This is a genomic window from Paraburkholderia diazotrophica (assembly GCF_038900755.1).
Classification (GTDB): domain Bacteria; phylum Pseudomonadota; class Gammaproteobacteria; order Burkholderiales; family Burkholderiaceae; genus Paraburkholderia; species Paraburkholderia diazotrophica_A.
Map to the genome: position 1 here is coordinate 72,573 of NZ_JBBPEN010000009.1, position 15,863 is coordinate 88,435.

At 63.6% G+C, this 15,863-nt stretch carries 15 protein-coding genes; 7 read left to right on the forward strand and 8 right to left on the reverse strand.

Features of this window, described 5'->3' with window-relative positions; all coding sequences use genetic code 11:
* Positions 1–2 precede the first annotated feature (2 nt).
* The 3 genes from AABE10_RS25505 to AABE10_RS25515 are packed head-to-tail and all read left to right on the forward strand — an operon-like array spanning position 3 to position 4,089.
* Positions 3–1,319, forward strand: coding sequence for a cytochrome c (locus tag AABE10_RS25505; protein ID WP_342936000.1), 1,317 nt, complete (start codon positions 3–5; stop codon positions 1,317–1,319).
* On the forward strand, positions 1,316–1,798 hold the full coding sequence (locus AABE10_RS25510; RefSeq protein WP_342936001.1) for a (2Fe-2S)-binding protein: 483 nt from the start codon (positions 1,316–1,318) through the stop codon (positions 1,796–1,798). The genes AABE10_RS25505 and AABE10_RS25510 overlap by 4 nt, the downstream gene beginning before the upstream one ends.
* Positions 1,795–4,089, forward strand: coding sequence for a xanthine dehydrogenase family protein molybdopterin-binding subunit (locus tag AABE10_RS25515; protein ID WP_342936002.1), 2,295 nt, complete (start codon positions 1,795–1,797; stop codon positions 4,087–4,089). The genes AABE10_RS25510 and AABE10_RS25515 overlap by 4 nt, the downstream gene beginning before the upstream one ends.
* Before the next feature lie 24 nt (positions 4,090–4,113).
* Here AABE10_RS25515 and AABE10_RS25520 read toward each other — a convergent pair whose 3' ends face one another.
* Positions 4,114–4,389: a DUF6566 family protein gene (locus tag AABE10_RS25520; protein ID WP_342936003.1), complete on the reverse strand. Its 276-nt coding sequence runs from the start codon at positions 4,387–4,389 to the stop codon at positions 4,114–4,116.
* A gap of 240 nt (positions 4,390–4,629) precedes the next feature.
* Between AABE10_RS25520 and AABE10_RS25525 the strand changes: the two genes are divergently transcribed.
* Complete coding sequence (locus AABE10_RS25525; protein WP_342936004.1) at positions 4,630–5,385, forward strand: hypothetical protein; 756 nt, start codon at positions 4,630–4,632, stop codon at positions 5,383–5,385.
* Positions 5,386–5,477: 92 nt separating this feature from the next.
* Here AABE10_RS25525 and hmpA read toward each other — a convergent pair whose 3' ends face one another.
* Positions 5,478–6,692 (reverse strand): NO-inducible flavohemoprotein, encoded by a 1,215-nt coding sequence (hmpA, locus tag AABE10_RS25530; RefSeq protein ID WP_342936005.1) that lies wholly within the window; start codon positions 6,690–6,692, stop codon positions 5,478–5,480.
* A gap of 246 nt (positions 6,693–6,938) precedes the next feature.
* Here hmpA and AABE10_RS25535 point away from each other — a divergent pair, with 246 nt between their 5' ends.
* Together AABE10_RS25535 and AABE10_RS25540 are read left to right on the forward strand one after the other, a co-directional pair.
* Entirely contained in the window at positions 6,939–8,501 is a 1,563-nt protein-coding gene (locus tag AABE10_RS25535) for a methyl-accepting chemotaxis protein (RefSeq protein ID WP_342936006.1), read from the forward strand.
* 304 nt (positions 8,502–8,805) lie between these two features.
* Positions 8,806–10,197, forward strand: coding sequence for a TIGR00366 family protein (locus AABE10_RS25540; protein ID WP_342936007.1), 1,392 nt, complete (start codon positions 8,806–8,808; stop codon positions 10,195–10,197).
* A 55-nt stretch (positions 10,198–10,252) separates the two neighbouring features.
* On the opposite strand, the gene AABE10_RS25545 is transcribed toward AABE10_RS25540, so the two are convergent.
* Positions 10,253–10,438, reverse strand: a complete 186-nt coding sequence (locus AABE10_RS25545; RefSeq protein ID WP_342936008.1) for a hypothetical protein — start codon at positions 10,436–10,438, stop codon at positions 10,253–10,255.
* 585 nt (positions 10,439–11,023) lie between these two features.
* Between AABE10_RS25545 and AABE10_RS25550 the strand changes: the two genes are divergently transcribed.
* Positions 11,024–11,770 (forward strand): SDR family NAD(P)-dependent oxidoreductase, encoded by a 747-nt coding sequence (locus AABE10_RS25550; RefSeq protein WP_342936009.1) that lies wholly within the window; start codon positions 11,024–11,026, stop codon positions 11,768–11,770.
* 191 nt (positions 11,771–11,961) lie between these two features.
* Here the strand turns inward: AABE10_RS25550 and AABE10_RS25555 are convergent, their stop codons facing one another.
* The 5 genes from AABE10_RS25555 to AABE10_RS25575 all read right to left on the reverse strand — a co-directional run bounded on the left by AABE10_RS25555 (position 11,962) and on the right by AABE10_RS25575 (position 15,812).
* On the reverse strand, positions 11,962–12,438 hold the full coding sequence (locus AABE10_RS25555; protein WP_342936010.1) for an SRPBCC family protein: 477 nt from the start codon (positions 12,436–12,438) through the stop codon (positions 11,962–11,964).
* The gene (locus AABE10_RS25560) at positions 12,431–12,763 is read right to left on the reverse strand and encodes a metalloregulator ArsR/SmtB family transcription factor (protein WP_342936011.1); all 333 of its coding nucleotides are present in this window, start codon (positions 12,761–12,763) and stop codon (positions 12,431–12,433) included. Before AABE10_RS25560 ends, AABE10_RS25555 begins: the two co-directional genes overlap by 8 nt.
* Positions 12,764–12,931: 168 nt before the next feature.
* The gene (locus tag AABE10_RS25565; protein ID WP_428983388.1) at positions 12,932–14,188 is read right to left on the reverse strand and encodes an MFS transporter; all 1,257 of its coding nucleotides are present in this window, start codon (positions 14,186–14,188) and stop codon (positions 12,932–12,934) included.
* 25 nt (positions 14,189–14,213) lie between these two features.
* The gene (locus AABE10_RS25570) at positions 14,214–14,681 is read right to left on the reverse strand and encodes a GNAT family N-acetyltransferase (protein ID WP_342936013.1); all 468 of its coding nucleotides are present in this window, start codon (positions 14,679–14,681) and stop codon (positions 14,214–14,216) included.
* A gap of 96 nt (positions 14,682–14,777) precedes the next feature.
* On the reverse strand, positions 14,778–15,812 hold the full coding sequence (locus tag AABE10_RS25575) for a flavodoxin family protein (protein ID WP_342936264.1): 1,035 nt from the start codon (positions 15,810–15,812) through the stop codon (positions 14,778–14,780).
* Between the last annotated feature and the right edge of the window lie 51 nt (positions 15,813–15,863).

Below are 15,863 nucleotides of genomic sequence, written 5' to 3' on the forward strand. Positions count from 1 at the left end.
GGATGAAAGGTAGACGCATATTCGTTGCAGGCGCGACCATCATCGTTCTTGCTCTCGCGGCTGCATACGGTGGCCGCGCCGCGCATGCATGGCAATCGCGACTCGAACCCGTATCGATGCCCTCGTCGCCCGCCGGCGATGCAGCGGCCGTGGCGCGCGGCGCGAATCTCGCGGCAATCGGCGACTGTATCGGCTGCCACACCGCGCCCGACGGTGAACCGTTCGCCGGCGGACTGCCGTTGCAAACGCCGTATGGCGTCATTTATTCGACCAACATCACACCCGACAAGGACACGGGCATCGGCCGCTGGTCGCTCGACGCATTTACGCGCGCGATGCGGCACGGCGTTTCGCGCGATGGCCATCTGCTCTATCCGGCGTTTCCGTATCCGCACTTCACGCGCATGAGCGATGCGGATATCGCATCGCTCTATGCATGGTTAATGAGCCGCGAACCCGTCAACGCACGCGCGCCGAAAAACGAGTTGCAGTTTCCGCTCGGCTTCAGGCCGATCATGGCCGCGTGGAACTTGCTGTATCTGCATCCCGGTCCCGACGAATCATCGTCGAGCACTGCCGATCCCGAAGCCGCGCGCGGGCGCTATCTCGTCGACAGCGTCGGGCACTGCGGCGCATGCCACACGCCGCTCAACCGCCTGGGCGCGGAACGACGCGACAGCGCGTTGCAAGGCGGCACGATGGAAGGCTGGGATGCGCCCGCGCTGACGAATCTCTCGACGCGTCCCAGGCCCTGGACGCAAGCGCAGCTCGTCAGCTACCTGCGCACGGGCTTCGCGAGCGAACACGGCGCGTCTGCGGGTCCGATGCGCGCTGTCACGCGCCTGCTCGCCGACGCTTCCGCAGAAGACGTTCAGGCAATCGCTGCGTATCTGATTGCGTTGCAGTCCAATACGCGCGCCACGCCCGGCGATGCCGCCGCTTCTCCCAACTCTTCTGTTTCTCGCGTCAGCGTCGCGGCCCAGCCCGGAAACGGCGCGAGCCTGTTCGTCGCGGCCTGCGCATCGTGCCACGGCAACAGCGCGCCGATATCGGGCGGCCCGGCTCATCCGTCGCTGTCGCTGGGCACGGCCGTCAACGCCGATAGCCCGCGCAACATGGTCCGCATCATCCTCGATGGAATCGACTGGGACGACAGCGCGTCGGCGCAGTTCATGCCCCCCTTTGCAAGCACCTTCACCGATGCGCAAATCGCCGAGCTCGCGAACTACACGCGCACGCGCTTCACCGCACGCGGCGCGTGGCCCTCGCTCGATGCCGACGCGGTCGCCCGTCTTCGAAAGGAAAGCCCACAACGATGATCACGCTCAACGTCAACGGAGTCAGTCACACACTCGATGTCGATCCGTCCACGCCGCTGCTCTATGTGCTGCGCAACCAGTTGCAGCTGAACGGCGCGAAGTTCGGCTGCGGACTCGGCCAATGCGGCGCATGCACGGTCAGCGTCGGCGGCGAAGCGGTGTTCTCGTGTCTGATGCCCGTCGTGGCCGTCGGCGAGCGGCCGGTGCGCACGGTCGAAGGGCTCGGCACGGCGCAACATCCGGGACGGCTGCAACAAGCCTTCATCGATCAGCAAGCCGCCCAATGCGGGTACTGCATCGCGGGCATGATCATGCGCGCGCAGACGCTGCTCGACCGCACGCCGCATCCGACCGACGAACAGATTCGCCGCCATATGCAGCCCAACCTGTGCCGCTGCGGCACGCACATGCGGATACTGGCCGCGATCGGCGAAGTGGCCGCGCCTCCATCGCAGGCAAACGACGGAGCGAAGTCATGAGCAACGATCACCGCTATATGGCCGCTTCAGATGGCGCGCCAAGCGATGCGGGACGGCGCCGCTTCCTCGTCGGCGGCTCGCTGATGGTGAGCTTCGCGATCGTGCCCGGCGCGGCCGCGCTCGCGCAGACCACGACGGAAGCGGGCAGCTTCAGCGCGAGCGCGCCGAAGCTGCCCGGCAGCCTCAAGACCACGCCGTTGCTCGACGCGTGGATCAAGATCGATCCCGATGGCCGCGTGAGCGCATGCACCGGCAAGGCGGAACTCGGCACGGGCGTGCGCACGGCCCTGTTGCAGCTCGCCGCAGAAGAACTCGACTTGTCGCCAGACGCGATCGACCTGATCACCGCCGACACCGGCGCGACCCCGAACGAGGGCTATACGGCGGGCAGCCACACGATGGCGGACAGCGGCACCGCGATCCTCAACGCGGCGGCTCAGGTGCGCGCGCTGCTCGTCGCGAGCGCGGCGTCGCGGTTGGGCGTCGACGCATCGATACTGACGACGCGCGATGGCGCGATCGTCGCGGCGGATGGGCGCCGCGTCACGTATGGCGAAGCCGTCCGCCATGCGAACCTGCATCGGAACGCGCAGCCCGATGCGCCGAAGAAGGCGCCGGCGCGTTACGCGGTGATCGGCCGCACGCTGCCGCGCGTGGATATCCCCGCCAAGGTGACGGGCGGCGCGAGCTACGTGCAGGACCTGCGTCTGCCTGGAATGCTGCATGCCCGCGTCGTCAGGCCGCCGGCCTATGGCGCGACGCTCGCTTCCGTCGATACCACGCGCGTCGAAGCGCTGCCCGGCGTCGTCAAGGTCGTGCGCAACGGCAGCTATCTCGCCGTGGCCGCCGATGACGAATGGCGCGCGATCGTCGCGATGCGCGAGCTGATGCTCGCCGCGCAATGGCACGCCGGGCCACCGCTGCCCGATCCCGCGAAGATTCACGACGTGCTGATGAGCCTGCCGGCGCAGGAAATCGGCGTGGCCGATCGACACGCGTCCTCCACCGCGCCCGCGACGACACTGCGGGCCCGCTATTCGAGGCCTTATCTGACGCACGGATCGATCGGGCCGTCGTGTGCGGTCGCTCATCTGGACAACGGCATGATGACGGTGTGGACCCACACGCAGGGTGTCTATCCGCTGCGCGCGGGCCTCGCCGAATTGCTTTCGATGCCGCGCGACAAGGTGCGCTGCGTTCACGTCGAAGGCTCGGGCTGTTATGGCCACAACGGTGCCGACGACGTCGCCGCCGACGCCGCGCTGATCGCGCTCGAACTGCCCGGACGTCCCGTACGGGTGCAGTCGATGCGCGAGCAGGAACACATGTGGGAGCCTTTCGGCCCTGCGATGACCGTCGATGCAAGCGCATCGCTCGACGATAGTGGCGCGATCGTCGACTGGCATTACGAACTGTGGAGCAACACGCACAACAACCGCATCGAGAATGCGGGCCGTCTGTTGGCCGCGCAACTGCTGGAGCATCCGTTCACGCCCGCGCCGCCGAAGCCGATTCCGATGCCCGAAGGCGGCGGCGATCGCAACAGCATTCCGCTTTACCGCGCGCCGAACCTGCACGTGCAGCATCACTTTCTGCCCGACATGCCGATACGCGTGTCCGCGATGCGCTCGCTCGGCGCGCACATGAACATCTTCGCGATCGAGAGCTTCATCGACGAACTCGCCGGCGCGGCGCATGCCGATCCCGTCGCGTTTCGCGTCAAGCATCTCGACGATCCGCGCGCGCTCGACGTCATTCGCGCGACGGCCAAACAATTCGACTGGCAACCGCGCGCAACACGCGTGGAGAAAACGGGCACCAGTCCGCGCGGCACCGGCTTCGCGTTCGCTCAATACAAGAATCTGATGGCGTACCTTGCGATCGCGATGGACGTGACCGTCATCCGCGATACGGGCGACGTTCGCATCGAACGCGTGGTGGCCGCAGTCGATTGCGGACAGATCGTCAATCCCGATGGCGTGCGCAATCAGATCGAAGGCGGTATCCTGCAAACGAGCAGCTGGACGCTGTTCGAAGAGACGCGCTTCGACAAGGAGCGCATCACGAGCGCCGACTGGAGCACGTATCCGATCATGCGGTTTTCATCGGTGCCGAAGCACGTCGAGGTCATGTTGATCGATCGTCCCGGCTTGCCTTTCCTCGGCGTCGGAGAAGCGGCGCAAGGTCCCGCCGCTGCGGCGCTTGCGAATGCGATCTACGATGCGACGGGCGTGAGAGTGCGCGAGTTGCCGTTGCTCGCGGCGAAATCGAAGGATGCGCTGAAAGCGTAGTGCATCGGATCGCATCGATTGAAATCAGCCCCGGCGGCCCGGATTGCGGTCGTCGAGCAGGCCATCGCGCCGGTCGAGCAGATAGCGCGCGCGTTCGATGCCCGCGCGAAGCGCTTCGGCGCGCGTCGCCCAAAACGGGACAGCGCTTTCTGGCGCGTCGAGGTCCACGCGTTGTCCGTTGCGTTCGACATCGATCGCGGGCAGCCAGTTCTCACCGTCCTGGCTCGTCGCGCCGACCGTCACCGTATAGCCGTGATACTCGTAGCATGCGCCGTCGGCCGAACTCGTGGATGGGTTCATGAGTCATCACCTCTTTGAAACAAGAGCGTGCTCTCGGCGAGCAAGCGGTGTGCCCCTCGCCAACACATAGCGACAACATCGCGACACTAAGGGTTTGTTAAGAAAACATCGCTAGCCTGTCGCCTTGTGCCGCTGGCAGGCCGCCGATTTGCGCATGGGTTCGACATGCAATCGGCGCGATCAGCCGGCGATTCCTGCAATTTCAACCACCATGTCTCAACTGGATTTCACGCTAAAGCCATGGAAAAAACGAATAACGCCATAGTCAAGGTTCCCGAGGTCACACTCGCGTTCTGGATCATCAAGATCGCCGCAACGACGCTCGGCGAAACGGGCGGAGATGCCGTCTCGATGTCGATGAATCTGGGTTATCTGATCGGCACGATCATCTTCGCCGCGATCTTTCTCGTAGCGGTCGTTGCGCAAATGAAAGCGGAGCGCTTCAGCCCCGCGCTGTACTGGGTCACGATCATCGCGACCACAACGGTCGGCACGACGCTCGCGGATTTCGTAGACCGGTCGCTCGGCATCGGTTATGCGGGTGGCAGCACGCTGCTCGTGTTCCTGCTGCTCGCTTCGCTCTTCGTCTGGTATCGCGTGATGGGGTCGGTGTCCGTCACGACAGTGTCGTCGAGCAAGGCCGAAGTGTTCTACTGGGTCACGATCATGTTCTCGCAGACGCTCGGCACCGCGCTGGGCGACTGGACGGCCGACACGGCAGGTGTCGGCTATTCCGGTGCCGCGCTGATCTTCGGCGGATTGCTGCTCGCGCTCGTCATTGCGTATTACGCAACGGAGATTCCGCGCACGCTGCTCTTCTGGGCCGCGTTCATCCTGACCCGGCCGCTCGGCGCCGTGGTCGGCGACTTTCTTGACAAGCCCATCGCCAACGGCGGTCTTGCGATGAGCCGCTATCACGCGTCGATTGCGCTCGTCGTGTTCATTCTGGTCTGCGGGTCGGTGTTCAGGCAACGGCCCGCTGAAGCAGCGCACTAGCGCGCAATCCGTCGCGCGACGCGACGTTCGTCACGCCGCGCGACGGGTAATGCGATGTGTAGCGCGTTATCGCAGCCGATGGCCGATGCGATTCATTCGGCGAACAGGTCCGGCCCGAACACCTCGTAGTGAATCTTCGATTCGTGGATGTCCATGCTCTTTAGCTTGTCGTGCTGCATGCGCATGAACGGAATCGGCCCGCAGATGTAGTAATCGGCGTCGGGCAGCATGACCTCGCTCGCAATCCGGTCGAGTTCGATGAAGCCGGCATGGTCGTAGTCCCGTCCCTGCACGTCGGCGGGCAACGGCGAATCGTAGAAGATGATCGCGCGGAAGTTCGAATGCGTCGCGGCCGTCTGCTTCAGCCTGTCACGCATCGCGTGGACGGCGCTGTTGCGCGCGCCATGCACGAACACGACGCGGCGTCCCGGGTCCTGGATCGCGCGCTTGAGCATGCTGATCATCGGCGTGAGACCGACGCCGCCGCTGATGAGCACGATCGGCGTCTTCGCATCGACGTCGATATGAAAGTTGCCGTAGGGCGCGGCCAGTTGCAGCTCGTCGCCGACCTTCACCTGTTCGTGCAGCAGCGACGACACGTAGCCCTCGCGCCGTTGCGCATCGCCCGCTTCGCGCTTGACGGTGATCCGGTATGTCTTGCCGTTGGGCATATCGGACAGACTGTACTGTCGAATCTGCTGAAGGCCCAGCGCGGGCACGCGCACCGCGACGCTCGTGTACTGGCCCGGCTCGAAGTTGACGACTGGCTTGCCGTCGGTGGGCTCGAGCACGAACGACGTGATGACGCTGCTTTCAGAGCGCTTCTCCTTCACGACGAACGTGCGCCAGCCCGTCCAGCCGCCCAGTTGGGTGGCTGTCTCTTCGCGCAGCTCGCTTTCCATGCCCATCAGCACATCCGCGAGATTGCCGTAGGCCTGCGCCCAGGCCGAAATGATGTCGTCGGTGGCCGCGTCGCCCAGCACGTCCTTGATCGCGCCGAGCAGATGCTCGCCGACGATCGGGTAGTGTTCCGGGCGCACATCGAGGCTCGCGTGCTTGTTCGCAATGTTTCTCAGCACGGCAGACAGGCTGCCCGGGTCTTCGATATTTTCCGCATACGCGTAGACGGCGCGCGCGAGCGCCTGCTGCTGTTGCCCGTGCTCCTGGTGCGCCATGTTGAACACGTTCTTCAACTCCGGATGCGCGTCGAACAACCTCGTATAGAAGCGCTGGATGATCGGGTATCCGTGTTCGGCGAGCACGGGAGCCGTCGCCTTGACAATGTCCTTCGTACGCTGGGTGAGCATCGTTCCCTCCATTCGTGATGATCGCATTGCACACGCGTGCGTCGCATACGGGATGCCGCGCACGCGCAGGTTTGCTGTCTTCCCGATGATCGAGATCGCTGACGTGGGCCGATTCTCCATCGCCACACGCATCGACCGCCTCTCAAGTTTTCAATTAAGCGCCCGTTAACAAAGCCGCGGCGATACGTTGCTGCCTCTCGCGCTCGTGACGAGCCAGATTCACGGCTCATTTTCGAAAAGACACCTATGAAATTGAAAGATCTGCCCGTGCGAACGGGTTTTATCGCAGTGCTCGCGCTGTTCGGGACGCTGGTTCTGGCGACCGCGTTGTTCGGTATCTACTCGCTGACGCGGACCAACGCGTTGTCCGAACAGATCAATACCCTTAACGCCGAAACCGTCCATCTCAAGGATGTCTACATCAACAATCTGAAGACCCGCAGTGCATTGAGCCGGGCCTACATCGCGCTTTCTGCCAATCCTGCGGACAAGGGTACTGCCGTCGCGGCTGCGCAAGGCTACTACGACGTGGCGAAAAAGGCCTTCAGCGCCTTCGAGGCCATCCCCAAGGAGACGGCGGATCAGCAGCAGGCGGCCAATCGCGTGGCCGACGCATTCCACACGCACGCGAATGCGATCGATCAGCTCTTCAGCGCGATCGGCAAGAACGATGTGACCGCGTACGCGCAAACGAACGAAGGTCCGATGACCGCCACGAGCGCGGCGTTCGGCAAATCGGCGGATGCGTTCTTTGAAGTGGCCACCCGTGAATCGGCGCAACTGCAAAACGCCAAGGCACAGAACGCAACCTTGCTGAAAGGCATCGCCATCGGCTTGCTGGCATTGTCGTTCGCGCTGATCGTGCTCGTCTATTACGCGCTCGATCACACTGTCGTCCTTCCGCTGAGGGAAGCGATGAACGTGCTCGCGCACGTGTCGCGCGGCGATCTGACCGTCGCGATTCGCCATGAATCGACCAACGAAATCGGCAAGCTCTTCGAGTCGATGCGGGACATGAAGCGCAGCCTGGGCGGCATCGTGCAGGCCGTGCATGGCGGCACCGACACCATTGCGACGGGCGTTCATCAGATGGCGAGCGGCAATACGGATCTGTCCCAGCGTACCGAGGAACAGGCCGCCGCGTTGCAGGAGACGGCTTCGTCGATGGAGCAGTTGACGGGCACGGTCCGTCAGAACGCCGACAACGCGAAGCAGGCGACGCAGCTCGTACGCAGCACCGCGCTCATCACCGAACAGGGCAATCGCGCAGCCCACGACGTCGTGCTGACGATGCAGGGGCTGTCGGATCTGTCGGGCAAGATCGCGGACATTACGAACGTGATCGAAGGCATTGCGTTCCAGACCAACATCCTGTCGCTCAACGCTGCCGTGGAGGCTGCGCGCGCCGGTGAAGAAGGACGCGGCTTCGCCGTCGTCGCGAGTGAAGTCCGTTCGCTTGCCCAGCGCAGCGCCGGCGCGGCGAAGGAAATCAAGGAGCGCATCACCGATTCGCTCGGCCGCGTCGAAGCGGGCACGCAGCAAGCCAGACAGGCAAGCCAGGTAATGGCCGATATCCTGACCTCGGTCAACAGGGTCAACGACCTGATGGGCGAAATCGCGGCGGCTTCCGAAGAGCAATCGTCGGGCATCGAGCAGGTCAACCGCGCAATCGCGCAGATGGATCAGGTGACGCAGCAGAACGCGGCACTCGTCGAACAGGCCTCGGCAGCCGCGCTCGCGCTCGATGAACAGACGGTCGCGCTGAAAGGTTCGGTCTCGGTATTTCGGGTCGAAGGCGCTCGAACCTGACAGGCCCGCGGCGTCGCCTTGACATCCAATGCGCATCAGACGAATAATGAGCCGCCGTTCGTTTATCGAAGTGATGTTCGATTAGCGAACTTCTTGCCGGAGCACGCAGCGCGGTCACCAGGCGAAAGCTCGACCAGGACGCGTCGCGTTGCCGTCGGCTCGCGCCCGGAGCCGTGAGCTCTTTCCCTCATCAGTGGAATCAGACCAGGCTTGCCGGCATGCGTACGCCGCTGATCGGCAGGCCGCGTATCTATCTTCTTCCCGCCCGTCCGCAAACGGCCGGACGCCATACAGAGCAATGCACATGAAGCGAGACACCTACCCTACCGCCGCTAGCCAACCTGCCGCCTCACGAGGGGTCGTCGAAGGCCTGGTCTATGTTTTCGAGCGGGTCATGCCGGACCCGTTCGTGCTGTCCATCGCCCTCACGCTCGTCGTAGCCGTGCTGGCGCTTTTCATCGCGCCGCAAGGCAAGATGCCGACGCTGCTCGACGCCTGGTACACGGGCACCTTCGGCATTCTGGGCTTTGCGTTGCAGATGATCCTGATTCTCGCGACGGGCTACGCGATCGCAGAGGCCCCTATCGTTCAGCGCGGATTGCGCGCGCTCGCAGCCCATGCGCAGACGCCCGCGCGCGCCGCGTTGCTCGTGTTTCCCGTCGTCGCGATCGCGGCGTGGTTGAACTGGGGGCTCGGGCTGATCGTCGGCGCGATGCTGTCGCGTGAGATTGCCCGCCGCGTCAAGGTCGATTTCGCGTGGCTCGTCGCCGGCAGCTATTCGGCCTGGTCGATCTGCAATAGCGGGCTTTCGAGTTCGATCGCGCTCTCGCAGGCCTCGCATGGCAACGCGCTGAATCTAGTCGAAAAAGCGACGGGCCACGTCGTGCCGCTGAGCGAAACCATTTTCGCGCCGTTCGTTTTTATTCCGACGCTGCTCGTCGTGATCATGATGACGGTCATCTTCATCAAGATGCATCCGAAGCCGGAGAACGTGGTCGCGTTTCACAATGCCGATGAGGACGCAGGCAACGCGGCCAGCGAAGACCCTCACGCGCGCACGGGCGAATCCGCATCGTTTGCATCGCGCCTCGAACAGTCGATGCTCGGCACGCTGCTTCTGCTCGCGCTCGGCATCGGCTACCTGTGGATGGCGTGGCACGGAAAAGAGTTCGAACTCGACATCAACACGACGATCCTGATCTTCCTGCTGATCGGCCTCGCGCTTCAGCGCACGCCGATCGCGTATGCGAACGCGATCCGCCGCGCCGCGCGCCAGACGGGCTCGATGCTGCTGCAATATCCCGTCTACGGCGGCATCATGGGCATCATGAAGGGCACGGGGCTCGCATCGATGATCGCGAAAGCGTTCGTCACGATCGCTTCGCCCGCGATGCTGCCGATGTGGAGCTTTCTGAGCTCGCTGATCATCACGCTGCTGGTGCCGAGCGCGGGTGGCCACTGGGCCGTGCAGGGGCCGTTCGTGCTGCCTGCGGCGATGAGCCTGCATGCGTCGGTGCCGCGCACTGCAATGGGCGTTGCGATGGCAGAGAACGTCTCCAACATGCTGCAGCCGTTCTGGGCCGTGCCTATCGTCGCGATTGCCGGCATCCGCATTCAGCGCGTGATGGGCTACACGGCCGTCACGTTCGCCGTCTCGCTCGTGATCTATGCGGTCGCGTTGTGGCTCGTGCCGTAAGCATTCAAACGTCCCGATGATGACCGTTCGCGGCGCGCTTCTGATTCGTCAGAAGCTAGAAGCGCGTCGATACGCCGATGCGCGCGAGCGTCTGCGAACGGTTGCTTGCTGCGGCACCCGGCTGCAACAGTGCATTGATCCATGCCTGCGTCACCGCGTTGTCGCCGCTCGCCCGCTGATAGATCGCCTCCCGTACACGAACCTGCGCTTCGACAGGTGATACCTGAAGCGCGCCGCTCATCTGATGCGCGCGGTTGTGGTCGAGCGTCTCGCCCCCAGGCCGAGCGGACCATTTGCGTAGTTGAGGCCGAAGCTCATCGTCGAATCGGCCGGGAACGACCCCGGCACGCCGCCGAACCCATCCAACGCGCCGAACTGCAATCCTGAGATTTCGGGACTGCGATACTTGACCGCATTCGGCACGCGCGTCGCGCCCGCCATCCGGTCGAAATGGAATGAACCCGTGGGATCACGTAGGTGACGCCCGCGTCGATTGCGCCCGTCAGCGTCACGCCGCTTTGCGCCAAAACGGCCGCCGGCGACGACAAAGCGATTGCGCCCGCCACAGCGAAATTTTTATCTGCTTCATCCGATTCACTCCGATGCCCTGCGATGTCCCGCGTTGTCCCGCGTTGTCCTCGTGACTGGCGGCATAGTGTGCCAGAGCCAACATGTTGCCGACCACGAGGATCCCGATTTCATGTCGATCGCGAGATGTCACACGACAGCCGAAAGCTCGATGAATGCATCCGTGCGACTCGCCGGCGGAATCGCCACGAAAGGGGCAAACTAGGAACGACCATCCCGCAACAACGAGGAGTTCCTCATGCCCGCTCATTCGCCCGGTCTGAACGATCGCGTTGCTCTCGTCACAGGCGGCTCGCGCGGAATCGGACGCGCCATTTCGATCGCGCTTGCCTCGGCCGGAGCCGCCGTCGCTGTCAACTACCGGCAACGCGAGAACGAAGCCGCTGACGTCGTCGCGGAAATCGGGCGCGCCGGAGGGCGCGCGATCGCAGTACGCGCCGACGTATCGATGGCAGACGAAGTCAAAGCGATGATTCAGGAAGTGGAAAGCCGCCTCGGCCCTGTCGATGTGCTCGTGAACAACGCAGGCACCGCGACGATCGTCGACATCGACGATCTGACGGAAGCGGAATTCGATCGAACGCTAGCCGTCAATCTGAAGTCGGCGTTTCTCTGCACGCAAGCCGTGTTGCGCGGCATGCGGGCGAAACGGTGGGGACGCATCGTGAATCTGTCGTCGGCGGCCGCGCGCGGCGCGGGTCTGATCGGCATTCACTACAACACGTCGAAAGCCGGCATCGAAGGGCTCACGCGCGGCTATGCGGCACGCCTCGCGCGCGAAGGGATCACCGTCAACGCCGTTGCGCCGGGACCCATCGATACCGAAATGGCCGGGCCGCTCAAGGCGTCCAATGTCGCGGAACGGCTGCCCGTCGGGCGCCTGGGCGAAGCGAGCGAGGTCGCGGATGTCGTGCTGATGATCGTCGGCAACGCGTTCGTCACGGGCCAAACGATTCCCGTCAATGGCGGCATTAGTTTCATATAGCCGGTTTGCATTTCGGCTTTGCATTTCGGCTTTGCATTTCGGCTTTGCATTTCGGCTTTGCATTTCGGCTTTGCATTTCGGCTTCGTATTGCGGTTTCGTTTTGCGATTTCGTATAGGCTCACAGCCGCAGCACTCGCGCAAATACTCGATGCGCGAGCGCTGCGTTGCGCTCATTTCCTGCTGCAAGCGATTACGCCTTTTGCTCGCATGCGCTCGCAGCAGGATAAGGTTCCAGCAGAGCGATCGACCCCGTTTCCAGCAGCGACTTGAGATTGGACATGACCTTCGGCCATCCACCGGACACCGCGTCGATAAGCTTCGACGCTTCGCGCTCGATCGCGTGCGTGATCGAGAGCTTGACGGCCGATCCGCTGGATTCCAGTTCCATCGTGCACAGCGACGCGCCTTCTGCCTTCAGCTCGGGCTTGTTCTCGTGCCGCCAGCGGATCACGAGACGCCGCGGCGGTTCGGCCTCGACGATCTCGCCGGCATCGAAAAGTTGCCCCTCGCTCGACACCAGCTTCCACGCCGATCCCGCCTTCCACTCGCTTTCGCAGTGCATCCCGAACCAGTACTGCTTCATGAACTCCGCGTCGGTCAGCGCCGACCAAAGTTTCTCAGGCGTGGTGCGGATATAGGTCACGTAGACAAAGGTCGATCTAGTCATTGCCTTTCTCCAGACGTCGCTTCAGTTTCGAAAGCGCCTTCAGGCGCGGCTTCTCAAACTTGGCAATCCAGCGCTCGTAGATTTCCTGTAGCGGCACCGGATTGAGGAAGTGCAGCTTTTCGCGCCCGCTCCGCACGGTCGCGACCAGGTTCGCCGCCTCCAGCAAATCCAGATGCTGCGTGACGCCCTGCCGCGTCATGTCCATGTGCTCGCACAAGTCGTTGAGCGTGCGGCCATCGTGCGCGTGCAACAAGTCCAGCAGCTTGCGCCGGCTGGGATCGGCGAGGGCTTTGAACAGCAGGTTGTCATCGGGGCGCTCGGCCATGAACGGCGATATGCAAGTGATCTCTTGCATGAATAATAGGCAAGCCCTTGCTTGCATGTCAAGTGGTCGTTTGCGATTGGCGATGGGCGCACGAAACGTCAATGACGTCACATCATCCGCATATGCCGATGATGTGACGTCGTTCGAAAAGCGAAGGCGCCGACGTGTTCAACGAAGCAGCGCCGATACGTCGAGGTCGGCCATCTTGTCGAGTTCGTCGCGGCGCGAGTCGCAGGCGCGCCGTATCCGCGCGCCTTGCGCAATCCAGACGGCCAATGAGATGGCTGCAAGGCTTCCGAGCGCGACGAACGCAAGCGAAAAGCCGAAGCGGCTCGCGAGCCATCCGCCCAGCAACGGGCTGAAACAGGCACCCGCGGCTTCCACGCCCTTCATTGCGCCTTGACCGAGATTCACGCGGCCACTGCCATGCAACAGATGCACGACGAGCGCGGGTATCGCGACGCTCTGCAGGCCCGAACCCACGCCGTCGAAAATCTGCACGGGCAAGATGCCCAGAGGCGTCGTGAGCCAGGCGGCGGTGAATGCTCGCAGCGGCAGCGTGATCAGCGTCGCGAGGATGATCCACCAGTAGCCCCAGCGGCGAATGAGGCGGCTCGCGTAGACGGCAGCGATCAACATCACGACTTGCGAAATGATGATATTGGCCGCCGTGATCTGGCTTGCGCCGTCCTGGTGAGCCGCCGCTGCAGCGAGGCTATAGAGCGGCAGCATCGCGGAATTACCGAGATTGAACGCGGCGAGCACGACGGCAAGCACCAGCAGCGGCCGGCAACGCAACAGCACGCGCATGCTGTCCGCGTGTACTTGCGACGGGTCCTGTTCGTCGTCGTGCGCGAGGCCGCGCGCATAGTGTCGATGCACGGCGCGCGGCGGAATCAGCAGCACCGAGCCAATGCACGCGAGACCGAACGCGGCGGAAAGCGCGAACACGTATGCAATGCCGAGCCACCATCCGAGCACGCCCGACAACGCCGCCGCCGCGATGTTGCCGGCGTGGTTCGCGACCTGGTTGCGGCCATACTGCCGGTCGAAGTCTTTGCGCCCGGCCATCCCGAGCGTCAGGCCGGCCAACGCGGGGCCCATCGCGGCGCCGGCGATCGCCGTTGCGATCTGCGACAACGTGACGGGCCAGAAGCGTTGCGATAGCCAGATCACGCATGCGGCGACGATCGTCAGCGCGCCCGCGCCGACGACGATCGCGCGCCGATGAGACGTGGCATCGACGAGCGCGCCGGCAGGCGCTGTCACGAGCATGCCGACGATCCCGCCGAGTGTCAGCACGGTGCCGATCGTATCGGGCGTCCATCCTCTCGCCTGCAAGTAGATGCCGAGAAACGGGCCCACGCCCGCCTGCACGTCGGCCGCGAAGAAACTGACGGCCAGTAGCGGTTTGGTCGGCTTCACGTGCGTGGCGAACGCGTGCGTCCGCTCAGGCGTCGATGCCGCAAAGCGTCTTGGCGAAACAGCGCGCATCGGCCAGGTCCGAACAGCTTGGGAAAACATCGATAGGCGAATAGCCGTTGCGCTCGTAAAACGCAATGGCTCGCCGGTTCACCGCTCGCGTTTCGAGCACGAGGGTGTGATAGCCCGCTGCAACGGCCTCCGCTTCGAGCGCGCTCAATAGCGCGCGGCCCACGCCCGCCTTGTTGGGCCGCGTGTAGAAGCGCTTCAGTTCGGCGACGCCGAAGTCGAAGCGCCGGAACGCGCCACAGCCCAGCGGCGCGCCGTGCGACGATCGCGCAATCATGAATGCCCCTCTCGCGGAACACACATCGTCGGTGCTGAAGCGCGACTGACCGCCGTCCCCGGAAAGCGTGGCGAGCATCGCGCTCAGTTCGTCCATCAATATCTGCGCATCCAGCGAATACGGATCTTCACGCTGAATCACAAAATCCATAGCTGATTCCATCATCACGTACTCCGTCTCGCGGCCTTCGTTCATCTGTTATCGAGCAAGTCCGATTCCTGAATGTGCGATGCGTGGCCGTGCGCTTCACTTCGCGCGCGGCGGTTCGAGCGCATCGTCAGGCCGGCGCAGTTCGCCCGCGCGAATCGCCGTCACCGCGTTGACGACGGCGCGCGCGACGTTGTCCGTCTCCGCCTGCACGCCCTTGTCGTCGTCGAGAGCCGTGTGGCTCGTCGCATAGGGCGCGTAATAGTTGATGTAGCGGTCGAGCCGCGCCTGCGCGCCTGCTTCGATGAAGCCCATCCAGTCGAGCCAGTCGGCGAGCGCCGCGCGAGATCCTTCGATGCCCGAGACATCGCCGTGCACGACGAGGCCATACGCGCGCCCCTTCAGATGTTTCGGATACGGCCATCCTTCGAGTTCCAGTTCCTTTGCGCGCTGCGCATCCTTGCCGTGCGTCGACGACGGATCGGGATTGCCGCCGTCGGCGCACACGAGCCGGTCCATCATCAGCTTCAGCGGGCTCGGCGATTCGTACCAGTACACGGGCGTCACGATGACCACGCCGTGGCATGCCGCAAACCGCTCGTAGATCTCGTTCATCCAGTCGTTGACCTGGCCGAGCGAGTGATTCGGATAGCAACTGCATGGCCAATGGCACAAAGGCATCGCAGTCGATACACAGCCCTTGCACGGATGAATGTGCCGGTCGTGATCGGAAGACAGCAGCGACAGGTCGAGAAAGTCCGCATCGAAACTGGCCGCCTCGATCACAGCCTGGACACGCTTCGCAAGGCGAAAGCTCTTCGACATTTCGCCAGGGCACGTGTAGTCGTTGCGCGACGACGCGTTGATGACGAGAATGCGCGAACGCGTCGACGGGTCTTGCTGCCGCGCCTGCGCCGCGTTCACCCGCTGCGCCGCTTCGCGCCATTCGACGGATAGATCGTAGTCGGGGTCCGCGTAACCCGCGCCTGCCTTCTGCGTGACAGGCGCCTTGCGGCCTTCCAGATACGCCTGCCACGCGATCGCTTCGAGCCGCGCGATCGCACCGTCTTCGGCGCGAAAAGCCGGATCGTAAAAGCGCGCGTTGAAGCGCTCGCGAAACGCTTCGCGCGTCATTTTCTCTGTCACCTGTCCTTTCATCACGACAGGCCGCACGCCTTCGGACTT

Coding starts and splice junctions, on each gene's coding strand:
- AABE10_RS25505 (WP_342936000.1), top strand. CDS start 3: ATGAAAGGTAGACGCATATTCGTTGCAGGCGCGACCATCATCGTTCTT.
- AABE10_RS25510 (WP_342936001.1), top strand. CDS start 1,316: ATGATCACGCTCAACGTCAACGGAGTCAGTCACACACTCGATGTCGAT.
- AABE10_RS25515 (WP_342936002.1), top strand. CDS start 1,795: ATGAGCAACGATCACCGCTATATGGCCGCTTCAGATGGCGCGCCAAGC.
- AABE10_RS25520 (WP_342936003.1), bottom strand. CDS start 4,389: ATGAACCCATCCACGAGTTCGGCCGACGGCGCATGCTACGAGTATCAC.
- AABE10_RS25525 (WP_342936004.1), top strand. CDS start 4,630: ATGGAAAAAACGAATAACGCCATAGTCAAGGTTCCCGAGGTCACACTC.
- hmpA (WP_342936005.1), bottom strand. CDS start 6,692: ATGCTCACCCAGCGTACGAAGGACATTGTCAAGGCGACGGCTCCCGTG.
- AABE10_RS25535 (WP_342936006.1), top strand. CDS start 6,939: ATGAAATTGAAAGATCTGCCCGTGCGAACGGGTTTTATCGCAGTGCTC.
- AABE10_RS25540 (WP_342936007.1), top strand. CDS start 8,806: ATGAAGCGAGACACCTACCCTACCGCCGCTAGCCAACCTGCCGCCTCA.
- AABE10_RS25545 (WP_342936008.1), bottom strand. CDS start 10,438: ATGAGCGGCGCGCTTCAGGTATCACCTGTCGAAGCGCAGGTTCGTGTA.
- AABE10_RS25550 (WP_342936009.1), top strand. CDS start 11,024: ATGCCCGCTCATTCGCCCGGTCTGAACGATCGCGTTGCTCTCGTCACA.
- AABE10_RS25555 (WP_342936010.1), bottom strand. CDS start 12,438: ATGACTAGATCGACCTTTGTCTACGTGACCTATATCCGCACCACGCCT.
- AABE10_RS25560 (WP_342936011.1), bottom strand. CDS start 12,763: ATGGCCGAGCGCCCCGATGACAACCTGCTGTTCAAAGCCCTCGCCGAT.
- AABE10_RS25570 (WP_342936013.1), bottom strand. CDS start 14,681: ATGGATTTTGTGATTCAGCGTGAAGATCCGTATTCGCTGGATGCGCAG.
- AABE10_RS25575 (WP_342936264.1), bottom strand. CDS start 15,812: ATGACGCGCGAAGCGTTTCGCGAGCGCTTCAACGCGCGCTTTTACGAT.